The 18472-nt window shown below is 35.9% G+C and carries 15 protein-coding genes and 1 riboswitch; of the genes, 14 read left to right on the top strand and 1 reads right to left on the bottom strand.

What is annotated here, in order from left to right; all coding sequences use genetic code 11:
- The first annotated feature begins 61 nt into the window (after positions 1-61).
- The 14 genes from CHB72_RS04275 (at position 62) to CHB72_RS04210 (ending at position 16758) form a co-directional block, all read left to right on the top strand.
- Positions 62-3526: a PAS domain-containing hybrid sensor histidine kinase/response regulator gene (locus CHB72_RS04275; protein ID WP_089281628.1), complete on the top strand. Its 3465-nt coding sequence runs from the start codon at positions 62-64 to the stop codon at positions 3524-3526.
- A gap of 14 nt (positions 3527-3540) precedes the next feature.
- Complete coding sequence (locus CHB72_RS04270; protein ID WP_089281627.1) at positions 3541-3945, top strand: response regulator; 405 nt, start codon at positions 3541-3543, stop codon at positions 3943-3945.
- Between the two features lie 202 nt (positions 3946-4147).
- A complete protein-coding gene (locus CHB72_RS04265; RefSeq protein ID WP_089281626.1) occupies positions 4148-5638 on the top strand; it encodes a Mur ligase family protein in 1491 nt (496 codons plus the stop codon).
- 122 nt (positions 5639-5760) lie between these two features.
- Positions 5761-6396 carry a single-stranded DNA-binding protein gene (locus CHB72_RS04260; RefSeq protein ID WP_089281625.1) on the top strand — a complete coding sequence of 212 codons (636 nt, stop codon included), beginning with the start codon at positions 5761-5763 and terminating at the stop codon, positions 6394-6396.
- Between the two features lie 477 nt (positions 6397-6873).
- Positions 6874-7368 carry a prolyl-tRNA synthetase associated domain-containing protein gene (locus CHB72_RS04255; protein WP_089281624.1) on the top strand — a complete coding sequence of 165 codons (495 nt, stop codon included), beginning with the start codon at positions 6874-6876 and terminating at the stop codon, positions 7366-7368.
- A 219-nt stretch (positions 7369-7587) separates the two neighbouring features.
- Complete coding sequence (locus CHB72_RS04250; protein WP_207652496.1) at positions 7588-8934, top strand: MATE family efflux transporter; 1347 nt, start codon at positions 7588-7590, stop codon at positions 8932-8934.
- A gap of 48 nt (positions 8935-8982) precedes the next feature.
- Positions 8983-9163, top strand: a riboswitch (cobalamin riboswitch).
- A gap of 91 nt (positions 9164-9254) precedes the next feature.
- A complete protein-coding gene (cobT, locus tag CHB72_RS04245) occupies positions 9255-10304 on the top strand; it encodes a nicotinate-nucleotide--dimethylbenzimidazole phosphoribosyltransferase (RefSeq protein WP_089281623.1) in 1050 nt (349 codons plus the stop codon).
- A 151-nt stretch (positions 10305-10455) separates the two neighbouring features.
- Positions 10456-11196, top strand: a complete 741-nt coding sequence (locus tag CHB72_RS04240; protein WP_089281622.1) for an ABC transporter ATP-binding protein — start codon at positions 10456-10458, stop codon at positions 11194-11196.
- A gap of 59 nt (positions 11197-11255) precedes the next feature.
- A complete protein-coding gene (locus CHB72_RS04235; protein WP_089281621.1) occupies positions 11256-12326 on the top strand; it encodes a hypothetical protein in 1071 nt (356 codons plus the stop codon).
- Between the two features lie 76 nt (positions 12327-12402).
- Positions 12403-13632 carry an ABC transporter permease gene (locus CHB72_RS04230; protein WP_176431190.1) on the top strand — a complete coding sequence of 410 codons (1230 nt, stop codon included), beginning with the start codon at positions 12403-12405 and terminating at the stop codon, positions 13630-13632.
- On the top strand, positions 13629-14831 hold the full coding sequence (locus CHB72_RS04225) for an ABC transporter permease (protein ID WP_089281619.1): 1203 nt from the start codon (positions 13629-13631) through the stop codon (positions 14829-14831). The genes CHB72_RS04230 and CHB72_RS04225 overlap by 4 nt, the downstream gene beginning before the upstream one ends.
- Before the next feature lie 79 nt (positions 14832-14910).
- Positions 14911-15336, top strand: a complete 426-nt coding sequence (locus CHB72_RS04220) for a nucleoside recognition domain-containing protein (protein WP_089281618.1) — start codon at positions 14911-14913, stop codon at positions 15334-15336.
- On the top strand, positions 15333-15809 hold the full coding sequence (locus CHB72_RS04215; RefSeq protein WP_176431189.1) for a nucleoside recognition domain-containing protein: 477 nt from the start codon (positions 15333-15335) through the stop codon (positions 15807-15809). Before CHB72_RS04220 ends, CHB72_RS04215 begins: the two co-directional genes overlap by 4 nt.
- A 31-nt stretch (positions 15810-15840) precedes the next feature.
- On the top strand, positions 15841-16758 hold the full coding sequence (locus CHB72_RS04210) for a DUF4392 domain-containing protein (protein ID WP_176431188.1): 918 nt from the start codon (positions 15841-15843) through the stop codon (positions 16756-16758).
- A gap of 272 nt (positions 16759-17030) precedes the next feature.
- Here the strand turns inward: CHB72_RS04210 and CHB72_RS04205 are convergent, their stop codons facing one another.
- On the bottom strand, positions 17031-18440 hold the full coding sequence (locus CHB72_RS04205; RefSeq protein ID WP_089281616.1) for an FAD-dependent oxidoreductase: 1410 nt from the start codon (positions 18438-18440) through the stop codon (positions 17031-17033).
- Positions 18441-18472 lie beyond the last annotated feature (32 nt).

Raw genomic sequence — 18472 nt, 5'->3', positions numbered from 1 at the left:
ACTAAACCTATATCATAACGTGAATTCTGATTAGAATCTAGAAGGTAAAGGTGTGTTAACAATGCTGAATAGAAAATGCTCTGGAAAAGAATATAACTTTACAACTGCGATTCTGTCTTCTATGGGTGACGGTGTCATCTCAACTGACCTTTTAGGCAAAATTATATATATGAATATAACGGCAGAAGAGATTACAGGTTGGAAGGCAAATGACGCTTATAAACAAGATTTTGATAGGGTGTTTCCAATTTTTGAGGTGGATACAAGGGAAGAATTAGAAGGCCCAATTTTCAGAGCCCTTAAAGCTGATATGACGATAGGTCTTAAAAACAAGTCTATAATTATAACTAAGAGTGGAGAACAGAAATTTATTTCTGCCAGCTGTTCTCCAATTAGAGATTCAGATGGAGTTGCTACTGGCGTTGTCGTAGTATTTCGTGATATTACTAGGCTAAAGACTTTGGAAATGGAGAGTTTAAATGAAGGAAATAATTTAAAAGCCATATTTAATAACGCACCTGTAGGTATGGTGATTTTAGATGAAATAGCTGTGATTAGTCAAGTCAATGATGCTGCTTTAATCTTAACCAACAAGAAAAGAGAGCAGGTGATTGGAAGCCATTTTGGTGATAGCTTTAATTGTGCGGAAAGTACCGAGGATGAAGGAGGCTGTGGTTATGGATCCAAATGTTCCGATTGTGAAATTAGAAAAGCAATTGTTTTAGCTTTTGACCATAGTCAATCCACAAGCAACATCGAATTCAATAAGATATTTACAAAGGATGGCAAGAAAAGGGAGTTTTGGTTTAGAGCAAGCGTTACACCTATAATAACAAATGGAAGAAGAAATTCTATTGTGACATTGATGGATATTACTGAAAGAAAAAATCAAGAGCTTACTGTTTTAAAATCTAGAGACTATTGCAATAATCTTTTGAATCAGATTCCTTCTTTGGTCTGGAAGACAGACAAAGGAGTGGAATGTAATTACGTCAGTAGATCATGGAAGGATTTTACGGGAAGTGCCCTTGAAGAATTATCAGGTTATGGCTGGACCAATGTTATTCATCCAAAAGACCTGGATAGATATGTAGAAGTCAGTACTGAAGCCATGAGTAAAGAAGATTCATTTCAATTAGAGATTCGTTTTCGTCGATATGACGGTGAGTATAGATGGTGCCTAGTTGCAGGAGCTCCTTATTATGACCTGGAGGGAAAATTTGATGGTTACATAGGTTCAATTTATGATATCACTAAAAGTAAAGAAGCTAAAGAAAATCTACAGCGTTATCAGTTGCTTTCAGAAAATGCCCGGGATATTATCCTATTTATAGATATGGATGGCAGAATTGTTGAAGCAAATAAGGCGGCAGTAAAAGCTTATGGCTATAGTTATGAAGAGCTACTTACATTAAAGATTTTCGACATTCGTGGAGGTATAGAATATACAAAGGGGCAAACGAAACAAGTCGTTGAAAAGGGAATTTTCTTTGAAACTGTCCATCGACGGAAGGATGGAAGCTGTTTTGAGGTAGAGGTAAGTACTCAAAGTACTACTTTAAACAATGGAAGAGTGCTGTTAAGTATTATTAGAGATATTTCAGAACGGAAAAAATCACAAAAGAGAATACTTGAAAGTCAGGCAAAATATCGATCTCTTTTCATGAATATGAACAATGGTTATGCTTATTGTAAAGTGATTTACAATGATGAAGAAGTTCCTAGTGATTTGAAATTTATTGAAGTAAATGAGGCCTTTGAGAAAATGTCTGGTATGACAAAAAAATACATTATTAGTAGACGCTATACCGAACTGTTTCCTCAGGATAAAGCTGTGCTTATAGAAAACATACAAAAATATGTAAACACACTGGAACGTGGGAAAAGTGTGCATATTAATGAAATTTACTTGGATTCTTTTGGTAGATGGTATTCAGTTTCAATATACAGTCCTGAGGGAAAGCATATAGCCATGCTTATCACGGATATCACACATATAAAACAGTCAGAAATTCAACTAGTAACAGCAAAAGAAGAGGCAGTAGCCGCAAATAAGTCCAAGAGTGAGTTTTTGGCTAACATGAGCCATGAAATCCGCACCCCTATCAACGGCATTGTTGGAATGGTAGATCTTACTTTGCTTACTAATTTAGATGATGAACAAAAAGATAATCTGGCTACTGCAAAATCCTGTGCAAATTCACTTCTAGAAATCATTAATGATATTCTAGACTTTTCTAAAATGGAAGCGGGCAAACTATCTATTGAGAATGTTAACTTTAATATAAAGGAACTTGTGGAGGAGATTATTAAAATGCACTCTTCTCGTGTAGAAGAAAAGGGACTTGAGTTAAATTACAGCTTTTCTTCTACTATACCTAAATTCCTTGTAGGTGATCCAAACAGACTTCGACAGGTGCTGAATAATCTAATAAGTAATGCAATAAAGTTTACTAACTGTGGCGACATTACTGTAACAATAAAAAAAACAATGAATCTTGATAATGAAGTAGAATTGAAATTTATTGTATCAGATACAGGAATAGGGATTGCCTCTGAGGATTTAGGAAGGCTCTTTAAGAGTTTTAGTCAGATTGATGAATCCTTCACAAAAAGATTTGAAGGTACAGGACTTGGGCTTGCTATATCAAAGCAACTTCTTGAAGCTATGGGAGGAAGAATATGGGTTGAGAGCAAAAAAGGAAAAGGCAGCACTTTTCACTTTATATTGAAATTCAAGGTTGGTAGTCAGGTGGTGGAAAAGACCGAACAACTACCGCAACAGGTATCTAAGACAACAAAATCTATGAATATCCTCCTCGTTGAAGATGATGCTATTAATCAAAAGGTCATTATGAAAATGCTCAAAAAAAAGGGTCATAGGGTTGAAACTGCAAACAATGGTAAAGAGGCGGTGGTATTATTTCAACCAGGAAAATATGATGTGATTTTGATGGATATCCAGATGCCAGAAATGGACGGCGTTGAAGCAACTAGGAGGATAAAGGAGAGAGAAGTTATGGGCAAGCAAATTCCCATCATCGCTATGACAGCCTACGCTTTACAGGGGGATAGAGAAAGATTTTTAACTTTAGGAATGGATGGATATGTTTCAAAACCTATACAGATGAGGGAGCTGTTTTATATACTTGATAACATTGTAACAGTCCAAGGCAAGTGGAGAGATTTCATGCCAGATAACGTGGTACTTACAGAGAATGGAGAAGTCACATTTACAAGCAAAAATCTACCCTCATCAAATAAGCAGATCATCTCAGCACTTTCTGAGATTGCTGAATATATTAAGAAAATTGATATAGCTATGGAGAGTAATAATATTATGCTTATTGAAAATATAGCCCATAATATTAAAATTATATCCAACGAGATTGATGCTATTGGCATAAAAGACGGAGCATTTAAAATAGAACTGGCGGCAAGGCGTGGGAGTTTGGAGGAAGCTGTCAAATACATTGAAAGAATTAAAGATGAATTTAAAATATATAGAGAATCTATTGTTTGGTGAAAGGAGGTAGAGAAGTGAGAATACTTATAGCAGAAGATGATTTAGCAAGTAGAAAATTTTTATTCAAATTTCTTTCAAAGTATGGGGAATGTGATTTAGTGGTAGATGGTTTGGAAGCTTTGGATGCTTTTTTGATGGCCTTTAAAGAGAAAAAACCATATGATCTTATCTGTCTGGATATTATGATGCCTAAGGTAGATGGGGTAAAGGCTTTGAAGGCAATTAGGGATTTGGAAACTCAACAGGGAATCCTTCCTGAAAGACGTTCTAAAGTTATTATGACCACAGCTCTAGCAGAAACACAATTTGTACAGAATGCATTTGAGATCGGTAGCGAAGCCTATGCTGCTAAGCCTATAAATACAGCCAAGTTTGTCGAGGTTTTGAAAAGGCTAGGATTAATCTCGGAAGAAGAATAAAGTGTATACAAAGGTGATCATATGAAGATAGAAGAGATAGCTGTATCTGAATGTAAGATATGAATATTAATATTACTACACAATGAATTCTTCAGGAAGACAAAAGAAAGTAAACTAACTATCAATCCAAAATACATAATTTACTCATCAACTACAAAATATATTACTACTGTGAAGAAGCGGATATAGAGGAGATGAGTAAATGATTATTGATAATATAGAGATTAAAGGTGTTACTTGTGATTCTCGAAAAGTTAAGAAGGGCTATGTATTTGTGGCATTAAAAGGAGAAGAAAAAGATGGTAATGATTTTATTGATGAGGCCATAGATAAAGGTGCCTCTATTATTTTTACTGAAAGTGACATAGTCAAGGAGAACGTACTTGTAAAAAAAGTGGAGAACTCTAGACAAATATTAGGGGATTTATGTAATGCTTTCTACGATTACCCTTCTGAAAAACTGAAGGTTATTGGTGTAACTGGAACTAATGGCAAAACAACTACAACTCATTTGATCTATCATATGCTAAAAAGCTATGGCATTTCTACCGGACTAATAGGCACTTTAAATGTAAAGATTAATGATAAAGAATATAAAACAAAGCTCACAACCCCCGATGCTGAAGTAATCTACGCTTATCTAAACAAAATGGTGAAGGAAAAGGTAGAGGTTGTAGTAATGGAGGTATCCTCTCATGGTTTGAAAAATGACAGGGTGTGGGGGATTAAATATGATATTGCTATTCATACCAATATTGAAAGAGACCATATGAACTTTCATAAGACATTAGAAGATTATATCGCTTCAAAGAAAAAGCTGTTTGATTATTTACCTCAGGGAAAGATAGCAATAATTAATTTGGACGATGATCATAGTTTGAGACTATTAGATAATAACAATCATATTCTTGTGGTTACTTACGGATTAGGTGCTAAGGCTACCATTACTGCATCCAGTATCGACACAGATTTTACAACCTCCTTTACTTTTTGTTTGCAAAGAGGGTTAACCACTATGGCTGGTGTAGATATAGAAGCCTTTGAATATCCAATCAAAACCAGCCTTTTAGGAAAACATAATATTTATAACATATTAGCAGCTGTAACCTGTGGTTTGATTTTGGACGTGCCTATAAATCAGATAGCGAATTCCATAAAAAACTTTGCTGGTGTACCCAGGAGAATGGAGATTATTTATAAGGGAGCGTACACCATTATTGATGATTTCTCCCATAATCCAGCCAGCTATGAGGCAGTATTTGAGAGCATTCAAAGTATGCAGTACCGTAATTTGTATATTGTCAATGCCATTAGAGGCAGTAGAGGGATAGATATAAATTATGAAATAGCAGAAGTATTAAAGCAGTGGCATCCAATACTTAAAATAGAGGATATGATTATAACCTCTAGCTCCGATTATACGGATTTCATGGATGTTGTTAGTAAAGAAGAAAGGGATATCTTTATTAAGGTTTTGAGTAGAAATAATATCTTTTTTAAGTATCAAGATAATCTAAAAGACAGCATCAAAAAAGCAGTTAACATGTTAGAAAAGGGAGATATGCTAATGCTCTTGGGAGCTCAAGGAATGAATCATGGTGCTGAAGTATGTATGAGTATAATAAAAGCAAGCAAGTATGTGGAAAAAATAAATGAAAAAAGAAAATTTCCAGACATAATACCTAGACATTAATATATTTTAAAAATTTTCATAAAAGATGCTGTTAAAAGACATAATCTCCTTAGTTTATGAATAATAATGTTTATAGATTCGTCCAAAAATAAACATAAGAATAGAAAGGGGATTTGGGTGTTATGTCAGACCATGTGATGGAGAGTAATACTGTAACGTTAGTTGGGAAAATACTGGGAGAGAGAGAATTTAGCCATGAAATCTACGGAGAAGGTTTTTACTTATATACAATAGAAATACCTCGACTGAGTGATTCCAGCGATCATTTGCCTTTAACTGTTTCCGAAAGACTTCTAGTGGATCTGCAATTAAAGGATGGAGATTATGTTAATGTTGAGGGTCAGTTGAGGTCTTACAATAAATTTATTAATGGTAATAATAAATTAGTTTTAACAATATTTGTTCGAGATATTGTTAAAACAGATGAAGAGGAAGTAAAAAATCCTAATCAGATCTATTTGGACGGATTTATCTGTAAACAACCAATATATAGGGAAACACCTTTCGGAAGAGAGATTACAGATTTATTAGTAGCTGTCAATAGGTCCTATAATAAGTCTGACTATATTCCCTGTATCGCTTGGGGTAGAAATGCTAGATTTTCATCAAAGCTAGATGTGGGAAATCGCATTAGAATATGGGGACGAATACAAAGCAGGCAGTATCAAAAGAAATTAGGTGATGGCACAGCTATCAATAGAGTAGCCTACGAAGTGTCCATTTCCAAAATGGAAAAGGTTGATGAAGAAGAAGAATAGAAATATATTCATAAATTGATTGAGAAAATCATAGCCGAGGATTGCAAATGTAACCTTTAGTAAGTATATTAAAATTTAGGGGCGTACACCTGTATAGATAAATATTTAGGGTTTAATCAAATAATATAAGGTTTAAATAGTGTTGATTTTTTAACATCTATATTTAACCTCGCTTTTCTTGTATGTTGTTAGGCTCAAAATACAGGAGGAGAGGGGTTTTGTGTTTTTTGTTTCAATACAAGGTCTCTTATTGAAATAGCAAATAAGTGTTAGTTGCATAAAGAATTTCGTAGTTATTAAATTACCTAAACCAATTAAATGGAAGGTTAGTGAAGAAGAGGGTTTACTAAAAATGATAACAAAGAAATAATCATGCTTTTTCTGTATTGTATAAGATTTATTGTATAATAAAGAGAAGGTATAGTTTTATTTTTTGTATAATAGAAAAAAACAAAAGAGGAAGGGAATGAAAGGGTTATGGTGGATAGAGAAAAAAAGGTTTTTGATCATTTAGAGTTATTAAATATTTCTTATAAACTGCATCGGCATCCTGCAGTTTATACTGTGCCAGAGGCAGAACGGCTATGTGGAGATATTGAAGGCATTCATTGTAAAAACTTATTTTTGAAAAATAGTAAAGGCAACCTTCATTATCTTGTGGTTATGAAGAACTCTAAACGGCTAGATATCAATAGGCTATCTGGGGAGATTGGGGTTGGGAAACTCAGCTTTGCCTCAGAACAAAGATTAGAAAAATATCTAGGTCTAGAAGCAGGTTCTGTTTCACCCTTTGGTATTATTAACGATACCAATAAGGAGGTAGAGGTAATTATAGATGAGGACCTGATAAAGAAGGGAGAACTCATTAACTTTCACCCTAATGTAAATACTGCTACTTTGACAATCACTACAGAGGATTTTCAATATTTTCTTGATAAATCCGGAAACAAAGTACGGTATCTAGAGGTCTAGAAATCCGAGAAATTTAGCAGCACCATTGTAGCGCTTAAACCCATACATTACTCTTTATAATGATAACTAACATAAATAAATATTTGGTAAAGCTATTGAAAGATAGTGACGCAAAGCTAAAGGGGCTAGTCATAGTCTGGGTGGAAAGTGCTATTTATTTATGATATATTTAATCATAGATTTATAGTAGATATTTATTGAGGCAGGAGGATACTTGTATTGAAAAATAAAAATATATCAAAACAAATACTGTTATTAGCCTGGCCTGCCATTATGGAAATGATGATGCATACTCTAGTGTGGACAGCAGATACCGCTATGGTAGGAAGATTGACTCCAGCTGCTATTTCTTCGGTAAATCTAGGAGCTCACATCATGTTTACAATAGGTAATATTTTTGGAGCATTGGGAATCGGAGCCACTGCTATGGTGGCGAGGTATATTGGTGCAAAGGAGAAGGATAAGGCTGAATACATAGGAGCACAGGCATTATTAATAGGCGTTCTTATAAGCTGTGTCTTAGGAATCTTGGGGATTATCCATGCAAGAAATATTTTCACCACCATCATAGAGGATCCCGAGGTTATTATCCTTGGATCAGACTATCTAAGAATTGTTTTTATAGGTCTTTTTTTCTATATACCATTGGTGATTGGAAATGGCATTTTAAGAGGAACTGGCAATACTGTTATTCCCTTAATTTCTGCCATTGTTGCCAATGTCTTTAATATTGTTGGAGATTATGTCTTGATCTTTGGTAAGTTTGGTTTCCCTGAAATGGGGGTGAGGGGAGCAGCTATTGCAACAAGCGCTGCACAGGCACTAGGAGCTTGTATTACCATATTTTTTCTTCTAAGGGGAAAGTCAGGAATAAAGTTGAGGCACGACTACTTTTTTAAATGGGATTGTAAGACAATAAAAAGTATTGTAAATCTTAGTGTTCCAGCGGGACTGGAAATGCTTATGAATGAAGGTAGTAGGTTGATTTCTGCTTTTTGGATAGCGCAATTGGGAACTGTGGCTTTTGCAGCTCACTCTCTTGCGGTAGCAGCAGAGTCTATATCCTTTATGCCAGGCTATGGGTTTGCCATAGCGGCTACTACCCTAGTAGGACAAAATTTAGGGGATAAAAATATAGAAGATGCCAATGAGAGCGCGAAAAAATCTACCCTCTTTGCATCTATTCTGATGGGGTTGGTAGCCATAGTCTTCTTTAGTATACCCTACTCTATTATGAGGCTGTTTAGTACAAATCAAGAGACGGTATCTATAGCTGCTGTCTGTTTAAGGGTAGGAGCTTTTGAACAAATCCCCATTGCCATAGCCATCGTTTTATCAGGGGCTCTAAAGGGAGCAGGAGATACAAAGGGACCCTTCAAAATTTCTCTTGTGACCAATCTCCTTGTGAGAATGCCTTTGATTTATTTAATCGTATTTGTACTTCAATTACATGTCGCTTATGTGTGGGCAGCCACAGCCCTGCAGTTTATGGTGGAGGCTTTATTGATGTTAGTTCGTTATAAGCGGGGCAGATGGAAGACTGTTGAGGTTCAATGGGAAGGATAACAAAGTTATTGACGATAATTTCCGTATGTTATATTATAATAAGAGAAAATAGTATAGAAAGTAATAGGTGCCTCTTTTTGAGGAGAATAGGGAATGAAGTGTAAATCTTCAGCGGACCCGCCACTGTGAGGGGGAGCTTCACTGCGAATACCACTAGATATTTTGTCTGGGAAGGTGCAGGGGAGCGAAGAACCTTAGTCAGGAGACCTGCCTAGATACTTTATGAAACGTGGATGATGGAAAAGTCTACAGTTTATTGGTAATCACTAATAAACTGTAGACTTTTATTTTTTTCAATAATATGATAAGGAGAGGATAGTGTGAAACTATTACAGAAAACCATTGATATGATTAGCGGGCTAGACAATGAGGTGATGGAAAAAGCTAGGGTGAGGGTGGACAACCTGATAAAGCCACCAAAGAGCTTAGGACGATTGGAGGATATAGCTGTACAATTAGCGGGAATCACTAGAAATATTCACCCTGTGGTGGATAACAAAGCCATCATTGTCATGGCAGCAGATCATGGGGTCTATGAAGAGGGGGTAGCTGGTAATCCTCAAGCGGTGACAGTTATGCAAACCATGAATTTTCCAAGGGGAGTTACAGGGGTATGCACCTTAGCAAAGGCTTCAGGAGCTAAGATTGTTACTGTAGATATAGGAGTAAAGGCAGACTTAGAGGCTGGTTGTGGCGTACTTATGAGAAAGATTAAATATGGAACTGATAATATGGCAAAGGGACCTGCCATGACAAGAGAAGAAGCTATAAAAGCCCTAGAAGTAGGAATTGAAGTGGCTACAGATGAAATTAAAAAGGGCGTTAACTTACTGGGAACAGGTGAAATGGGAATAGGAAATACCACAGCTAGCACAGCAATTATAGCAGTTTTAGGGGGTTTTGATCCTAAGGAGATAACTGGCAGAGGCGCAGGACTTTCTCCAGAAGAGATTCAGCACAAGGCCAAGGTAATAGAAAAGGCTATCATTGCGAATATGCCTAACGCTTCTGATGCTATTGATGTACTGTCTAAGGTTGGTGGTCTTGAGATAGGTGGAATGGCAGGCGTGATGCTGGCAGCAGCTGCTAATAGAATACCCGTTGTAGTGGACGGCTATATTTCTACAGCTGCTGCATTAATAGCTGTAGAAATCGCCCCAAATGTGAAAAACTATTTAATACCTTCCCATGCATCAGCAGAAGTAGGAGGTAAAAAAGCATCGGAATTATTAGGTGTCCAGCCTATGATTTATATGGATTTATGTCTTGGAGAGGGCTCTGGAGCAGCTTTAGTATTCCCAATCATTGAAGCTGCATGTCACATGATCAATAGTATGATTACATTTGAAGAGGCAGGTATCTCTATTTAACTTCTTAACTCCGAAATTGAATTCGGAGTTCTCTTTCCATTTCACCAGTTTTGTGTCCTCATGTCTACGTAGCAGATTTAATGTGGAGTCTTTTCTATTATTCGTATATAATAGTATGTAGAGTCACAAGATGAAATAGGGGTTGAAAAAAATGAAGATATTAGAATTTCAAGATGTTGAATATGGATACAAAACGAATAAAGTAATAGAAGCCATAAGTTTTACTTTAGGAAAAGGAGAAATTGTGGGATTGTTAGGGCCAAACGGTGCAGGGAAGTCTACAATACTTTCTATCGCTGCTACGCTTCTAAAACCTACAAAAGGATCTGTGCTTTATTATGAGAAAAGGCTTCAAGAACACAAGGAGATAAGAAGATTGATGGGCTTTGTACCTCAGGAGATTGCCCTTTACGGCAATATGACTGCAAAAGAAAATCTATATTTTTTCGGAGAGCTGTATGGATTAAAGGGAGAAGAACTAAGAATAAAAAGTGAAGAAGCAGGAGAAATGGTGGCTATATCCTTAAAAGAAACCCAAAAAATCAAAGAATTATCAGGGGGTATGAAGAGACGAATCAATATAGCGGTGGCTTTATTAAATAGTCCTGAGATTTTGGTTATGGATGAACCAACTGTAGGAATAGACTTACAGTCAAAGCAATATATATTAAAGGCCATGGAGGATTTAAAAAACAAAGGTACCTCGATCTTATATGCTTCTCATCATACGGATGAAATACTTAATCTTTGTACCCGAATTCTTCTTTTAAATGAGGGAAAAATCATAGCTGATCAATCGATAAAGGAATTAAAAAAATACGGACTTGATACTGTTAAAACTTTTGAAGAGGAAGTTATGAAATTTTTCTTTCAACAGAAAACTACTGTATAGACAAGAATATAAGGATATGTTAATATAGGCTAGAGTCAAAAAATAGAGGGGGTAGAAGTATGATTAAGAGAAAACGGGGACTGATATTTTTACTGATTGCAATAATGATGATAACAATGCTTACAGCCTGCAGCAAACCAAAGACAGCTAGGGAAGCATTGTCAGAGGCGATATTGAATGAAGAAGAGATCAATACATCTCAATTTAAAATGGCACTTTCCTTAAATGTAAACACATCAAATATTTATGATCCAGAATTAGCTATGTATGCCAACATGTTGAATAATGCTAAACTCATTATAGAAGGAAAAACCGATCTTAATGAAGAAAAAACAGCAGCAGAGCTTAAACTAGATTTAGGAGGTATGTCATTTAGTGCCAGCTTATATCAATATGACAACACAATTGCTATACATATGCCTTTCCTAGCTCAGCTTTTCGGAGATCCAAGTTTTGCTGATAAATACATAGTGATGGATCTAGATGCATTGATGGAGGAATTTGCGCCCGAACAACAGGATTTGAAAGACTTTGATGAAGAAGAATTAATGGCATTATATAGAAAAATAGCAGCTTCTAGTATAGATGCCTTAAGTGAAAGTGCGTTAGTAGATAAGGGAGAACAAAGTGTTACTGCTGGAACTGAAAATGTTAAGGCAAGAGAGATAGAGATCATCATTAATGAAGAAGAGCTTATCAATATAGTAAAAAATCTTATAACTATGTTAAAGGATGAAGAGTTTAGAAATCAGATATTTAAGATTTTATCCTCTGTAGACCCATATTCATCTGAAGAGGACTTTAAACGTGATCTGGAAGAAATCTTAGAAGCTTCTGACGAAGATATAGATGCGTTGTTTGATGAAATCCGTCAGAATGTGAACTTTGAGAATTTCAAGATACAAAATAATGTGTTTATTGATAATAAATCAAATGTTGTAAAAGCCATTACCGAAGCAACCATTAGTTTTAAGGAGGATGACCAGTCCATAGGGCTTGCTGTAAAGGCTGAGGCGGATACTTGGGATATTAACAAACAAATAGCTATTGAAATACCTGATATTCATGCTGAAAATAGTATAGACTTTTACGAACTATTATTTATGACAATGTTTGCTCCATTTTATTAAGAAAACTTAGGGCTGGTATATACACCAGTCCTTTTCCCTTACAATGGATTATCTTGAAAAGATAGGGGGTGGCTGCTTGAGAAGCATATTTATAATCCTCCTTCGAGAAATAGCAGTAATCTTGAAGGATTATAAACGAATTTTTATTATGATGTTATTGCCAGTAATTATAATTTCTTTCATGTCGATAGGGTTTAAATATCTATTTCAGCAGGGTGTATATATAGATAAATTTAATATTGTTGTTGTTAATGAAGATCAACATCCATTGGCTAGTTTTTTAATGCAACAGATTCAAGAGGATAAAAACTTAGAAGCATTATTAGATATTGAAATAATGCAGGATGCGATTCAAGCTGAGAATCAGGTTAGGAATAATCTAGCTGTTGCAGCAGTTGTCATTCCAGAAGGATTTGTCCATAGCTTAGAGACGGGTACCAATCACTCTGTAAAGCTAATTACCAATCGAGCGCATCCTCTGAAATCTCATATGATTCAATCTATAATGAATAGCTATATGAAAAGCGTTTCCGGGGGTCAAAGTGCAGTGAATGCAGTATGGGACTATTATAAAAATACAGATATGACCTACGAAGAAAGAAGTAAGAAGATAGATTGGGTGATTAACGATATTACCTTGAGTGTTTATTTTGCCCGCAATAATGTATTTGAAAAAAATACGATTAAAGGCGTAAATAGTTTATCTTCCTTTGAGTTTTATTTAGCGTCAGGTATTATCATTTTTATCATGTTCTCTTCCCTTTCAGGAGCGAAGACTTTACTAGAAGAAAAAGACTCTAAAATTATACATAGAATAAAGATGACAGGAATCAGCGGATTTGACTATATAGTTGGGAAATTTGCAGCTATTTATATCATTGGAATGATGCAGTCGTTTTTGATTTTTACGATAGGAGCTTATTTTCTGTTAGGAGGGTTGCAAAGGGAGTATTTCTATATTCTACTACTATATTTAACAATTATTTTTTCAATCTCCTCTTTAAGCCTGTTGACTGCAGTCATGATAAAATCCAGAGAAAGGCTAGAATCGATAGGCAGTATAACGGTGTTGCTTATGACTTTTATAGGAGGCGGGATTATTCCCTACATTTATTTACCTAACTTCCTTCAAATCTTATCAAAGCTCACTATTAACTATTGGTCTTTAAAGGGGTTATTAGGATTTTTAGAAGGCGTACCTATAAAAGGGATCACCTCCATTCTATTGCTAGCAGCAGTAGGCACCATTTCTCTTCTATTGACATGCCATATCTTTAATAAGAGAGAAGGGTGGGGGAATCAGTGAAAACAATAACGATTGCAAAAGTAAAGATAAAAGAGCTATTATCTTCTAAAGGTTTTATAATCATCATGGTTATTTTACCAATCATTTTTGTCTATGCTATTGGTTCTATTTATAGCCCAGACTATTTAGCAGAGGGCATCCCCATAGCTATAGTGGATGAAGATAATAGTGAATATTCTAGGTTTTTAATAGATTTACTTAAAGAAGAAGAGATCGTAAAGATTATTGAAGTAGATGAAAAGAGGGCTTATGAGATGGTTGCTAATAATGAGGTGGAGGGAGCTTACCTTATAAAAAGCGACTTTGAAATGCTCATCAAAAACAACGATTATCCTAAAATAGAGGTTATGAAATCCTCTGCCTCCTATGGAGCAGAGGCTATTAGCGAAATCATTTCCAGTAGTGTTGTTCGGCTTATTAGTAATGCAAGGGCAGCCAATACGGTAGTAGGTGAATACAAAAATAGAGGGTTAATAGCTGAAGAGGATAAAGAGAAATTGTGGCAAGCAGTTTTTGATACATCAGAGTCCTACTGGTATCCACAGCAATTGATGCAGTTAGACTATACTTCTGTATATTATGGTACAGAGTCAGAAAGCAGAGGTATGATAGCGGGTTTTACAGAGGGACCTATAGGGATTCTCATGACTTTTTTAGCACTGTTTCTAGGATATGGTTTAATCTCTATTGTAAAGGAACGGGAAGAAGGAACATTAAGACGTTTATATATTATTTCCTCGTCTTCTACGGCGATTATTATGGGGAATGCTATTGCGATGTTTCTTGTAGCTATTTTTCATATAGTAATTTTATTAAGCATTTTTTACTATGTACTTAATATACCCTTTGATATATCTTTAAGTCAAATTACATATATGCTTGCTATCTATAGTCTACTATGGATCAGCGTGATCATCTATTTGGCAACTATGATGAATTATAGTGGTGGTATTCAGAGCATATATGCTATAGGTATTATGATTACCTCTATAATAGGCGGATGTTTTTGGTCATTAGATCTGTTGCCAAAGCCAATGCGGGCTTTAGCCATGTTGACGCCTCAAGGAATAACTATGGCCTCCATGAGGTTGATTGAATTTGGGGAAGTTACTAAGGTGTTGAAATATACAAGTATGATGATTTTAGCTTCCCTTTTGTTTTTAATCTTAGCCCGAAGGAGATTGAAGCATCACATATAGTACTTATACTTCTATTTATTTTCATGGTATAATATGAATACAATAATATATTATATTGACCTAGGAAGGAAGGATCTGTATGTTTGTAAGCTCTGTAAAAGAAGGTGTAAAAAAAGGTATGGAAACAACCTGGATGCTGGCCAAGGTTATTATTCCAGTATACTTCGTTGTAACCTTTCTACAGTACACACCAGCAATTGACTGGATTGCTGAAATCTTTAAACCAGTAATGGCAATCTTTAATTTACCAGGAGAAGCTGCCATTATTTTAGTTATAGGTAATTTCTTGAACTTGTTTGCGGCGATTGCAGCTATTAAGGCCATTGCCCTTACACCGGCAGAAATCACCATTATCTCAGTGATGCTTTCTTTTTCTCATGCACTTTTGGTAGAAACAGCAGTAACTAAAAAGCTAGGAATGAGTGTATCGAAGGTAATTGCTATTAGAGTTGGGTTGGCAATAATAGCAGGATTTGTTTTAGGAAGGGTAGGTGCAATCCTATGATAGAAATAGTAAAGGAGGCCACTTTTGGCAGTTTAAAATCTATTTATTCTATAGCAATCATTGTAATACCTATCATGATTACTTTACAGCTTTTAAAGAATTATAAAATATTAGATAAGATTACTAAACCCTTTGGATTCTTCTCAAGGTTATTTAATACTTCTAATGAATCTGTGCTGCCTCTCCTCGTAGGACTGATCTTTGGCCTTGCCTATGGGGCAGGAGTAATTATTCAGACAGCTAAGGAAGGAAATCTTTCTAAAAGAGACCTGTTTCTAATTACGGCTTTTCTAGCTGCTTGTCATGCTGTTTTTGAAGATACATTGATCTTTGTAGCGGTAGGGGCTAATGGTTTCATAGTACTAGGATTTAGAATAGTGGCAGCCTTTATATTAACCTACATATTATCAAAAAAGATTTCAATAAGTGAGATTGATAGTTTGAAAAGTGTTGATTTGGAGAAAATTTCGTAGCTTTTGCATGCTAATGATGGGGGTTATAAAGATGCGTAATAAAGATATATTTCGTAGTCTGCACCAACGAATCACACAGGATATGGGAAATAGAGGTATAAGTAAAATTGCAGATGAAAAAGATTTTCAAGAGGCAGTTGTCACATTGTACGGCGCTTCAACAGTAATGATTGTCACTGGTTTCTGTATAAAGGACACCATGACAGGGGAAACCGATGGTCCGATGGGGGCAGTTGCTTTAGCAGCTGGATTGCAAAAACTAGGCAAAGAAGTTGTTTTGATATCAGATCAGTATTCAGAAGAATTATTAATGGGGTGTTGCAAAGTACTAGAAACAAAAGTACCTATAGAAATCGTACCTTATGATGGTGCTGAGGCGTTTTGTGTACAATTGTTAAATCAATATAAGCCTTCTCATGTGGTTGCGTTAGAACGTCCCGGTAGAGCAGCAGATGGCGGCTGTTATTCCATGAGGGGAGAAGATTTAGGAACTATTATTCCAGATACGGATATATTATTGAAAGAATCTAAACATAGAGGCATAACAACAGTAGCAGTAGGAGATGGTGGAAACGAAATGGGCATGGGAAAGGTAAAGTCCGTGATTGCTCAATTAGTTCCTGAAGGAGAGCGGATCACAGCTGTTACCGAAGCGGATTATTTGATTATTGCCGATATATCCAACTGGGGAGGGTATGCTATCGTGGCGGGCTTATCCATATTGACATTCCAACAATTACTTCATAATGAGGAATCCGAAAAAAATATGCTGAAAGCTATTATTGATGTAGGCGGCGTTGACGGCTGTACAAAAATGAGAGAATTAACGGTAGATGGATTGAGTTTAGAGGTGAACCTAAATATATTGAAGGGTTTACAAGAGATAGTTCAAGAACACCTTGGAAATAAAGAAGAAATAATAAGGCTAAAAACCCTGCAATATAGCTAATCCTATTAGCTCTGCTAAATTAGAACCTAACCAAGCCTACGGCACCTTAGCATCAGGAGCCCATCTATTAAAAGAAAAAGGACAATCTAAGAAAGCCAATAGCTTATTGCAAAAAGCCAATGGAACTTGATCCTGCTAATAGTATGATATATATAAGTTTAATGGATTAACAAGCATATAAATGAACCTCTACTGGGATCAAACGGGGGAGATTGACACCAGTAGAGGTTCTTATTATTATAAAAGATGCACTTAATTAAACATGAATATATTTATTTGCCAGCTGCGTGCTTCCCAGCTCTCTTACCAAATACGATGTTTTCTGTTGTATTGTTACCAGCTACACGACCTGAACCATATAATCCACCAACAATTTCTCCAGCTGCATATAATCCTTCTATTGCTTCACCATTTTCATCAGTCACTTGAGTATCAGCATTGATGGTGATACCAGCCATTGTGTAGTGAGAAGATGGTGCTACTTGTACTCCATAGAAAGGAGCCTTTGTTACTTTACCCATTGTTTCTCTACCAAACTCATCTTGACCTTCATTGTATGCTGCTACTGTAGCCCCTACAGCCTCAGCATTTAAACCTAGTGCTTCTGCTAATTCTTCAATGGTATCTGTTTGGATCATTTTACCTTTACCTACTGCCGCAGTACCATTCTTAGTTTCAAATACATCAGCATCAAAGATTACATAACCTACTCTATCTTTTTGTGCAAGTATTTCTGGTACTAAATCTAATGGTTTTAAAGTTTCATTAGCAAATCTAGCACCATCTTTGTTTACAAGGATACCACCAATACCTTCTTCACTGATTACTGATTCTCTGATCCAGTATCCAGGAGTTGCTAATGGTCTCATCTGATGGAATTCCATATCTCTCATTCCTGCTCCAACTTCAACTGCCATTCTAAAGCCATCTCCAGTTGGACCTGCTGTACTCATTATACTGTGAGCTCCTGCATAGTTTGGATTGTATTCTCCAATTAAGTCTCCTGCGTTACCGAATCCACCAGTTGCTAGGATGACAGCATTTGCTTTAATGTCTAACTCCTTACCATCCTTGTCAACTACTTTTGCACCTACAACTTTTCCATCTTCTGTAACCAATTCAGTTGCTTTTGTCTCTAATCGAACATCTACCCCTTGTTTCGTTGCTTCTGAAACATAGGCATTTACTAATTGAGATCCATAGTGACCTTCTGTTGGGATAATCCACCATGGTTCTTCTTCATTTAACTTGTAGCTTAAACCTAAAGAAACTAACCATTCATAAGCGGTGTTACTTTCTTCAGCTAAGATTGTTACTAGTTCTAAATCCGGTAAATCTTTACCCATATCCATTGTTCTTGCGATATGATCTTCAACAGTAAAAGGAATGCCTGCTTCTTCATGCAATGCAGTGTCAGAAGCTGTTAATCCAGTTGCTGAAATAATTGTATTTCCACCTAACATTGGCATTTTCTCTACTAAAATAACGTTTGCACCATTTTCAGCTGCAGTTATAGCTGATACTAAACCTGCTCCACCGCCACCGATTACTAGTACATCAGTAACGATATCATTTGACTCATTTCCTACCTCTTTTTGTGGTTCTACTGCTTGCTTAGCGCAACCAACAAAGATTGATGCTATAAGTATAATTGCTAAAACTAATGCGATTCTTTTCTTCATGATTAATTTTCCTCCCCTATACTGATTTTTTA

Source organism: Anaerovirgula multivorans (assembly GCF_900188145.1).
In the GTDB taxonomy this organism is placed as follows: Bacteria; Bacillota; Clostridia; order Peptostreptococcales; family Natronincolaceae; genus Anaerovirgula; species Anaerovirgula multivorans.
The sequence above is the reverse complement of the archived record's forward strand: the minus strand, read 5'-3'. Positions and strand labels throughout refer to the sequence as shown.

Bases quoted from the DNA above. Each gene is read 5' to 3' on its own strand.
- CHB72_RS04275 (WP_089281628.1), top strand. From the start codon at position 62: ATGCTGAATAGAAAATGCTCTGGAAAAGAATATAACTTTACAACTGCG.
- CHB72_RS04265 (WP_089281626.1), top strand. From the start codon at position 4,148: ATGATTATTGATAATATAGAGATTAAAGGTGTTACTTGTGATTCTCGA.
- CHB72_RS04260 (WP_089281625.1), top strand. From the start codon at position 5,761: ATGTCAGACCATGTGATGGAGAGTAATACTGTAACGTTAGTTGGGAAA.
- CHB72_RS04255 (WP_089281624.1), top strand. From the start codon at position 6,874: ATGGTGGATAGAGAAAAAAAGGTTTTTGATCATTTAGAGTTATTAAAT.
- CHB72_RS04240 (WP_089281622.1), top strand. From the start codon at position 10,456: ATGAAGATATTAGAATTTCAAGATGTTGAATATGGATACAAAACGAAT.
- CHB72_RS04235 (WP_089281621.1), top strand. From the start codon at position 11,256: ATGATTAAGAGAAAACGGGGACTGATATTTTTACTGATTGCAATAATG.
- CHB72_RS04220 (WP_089281618.1), top strand. From the start codon at position 14,911: ATGTTTGTAAGCTCTGTAAAAGAAGGTGTAAAAAAAGGTATGGAAACA.
- CHB72_RS04215 (WP_176431189.1), top strand. From the start codon at position 15,333: ATGATAGAAATAGTAAAGGAGGCCACTTTTGGCAGTTTAAAATCTATT.
- CHB72_RS04210 (WP_176431188.1), top strand. From the start codon at position 15,841: ATGCGTAATAAAGATATATTTCGTAGTCTGCACCAACGAATCACACAG.
- CHB72_RS04205 (WP_089281616.1), bottom strand. From the start codon at position 18,440: ATGAAGAAAAGAATCGCATTAGTTTTAGCAATTATACTTATAGCATCA.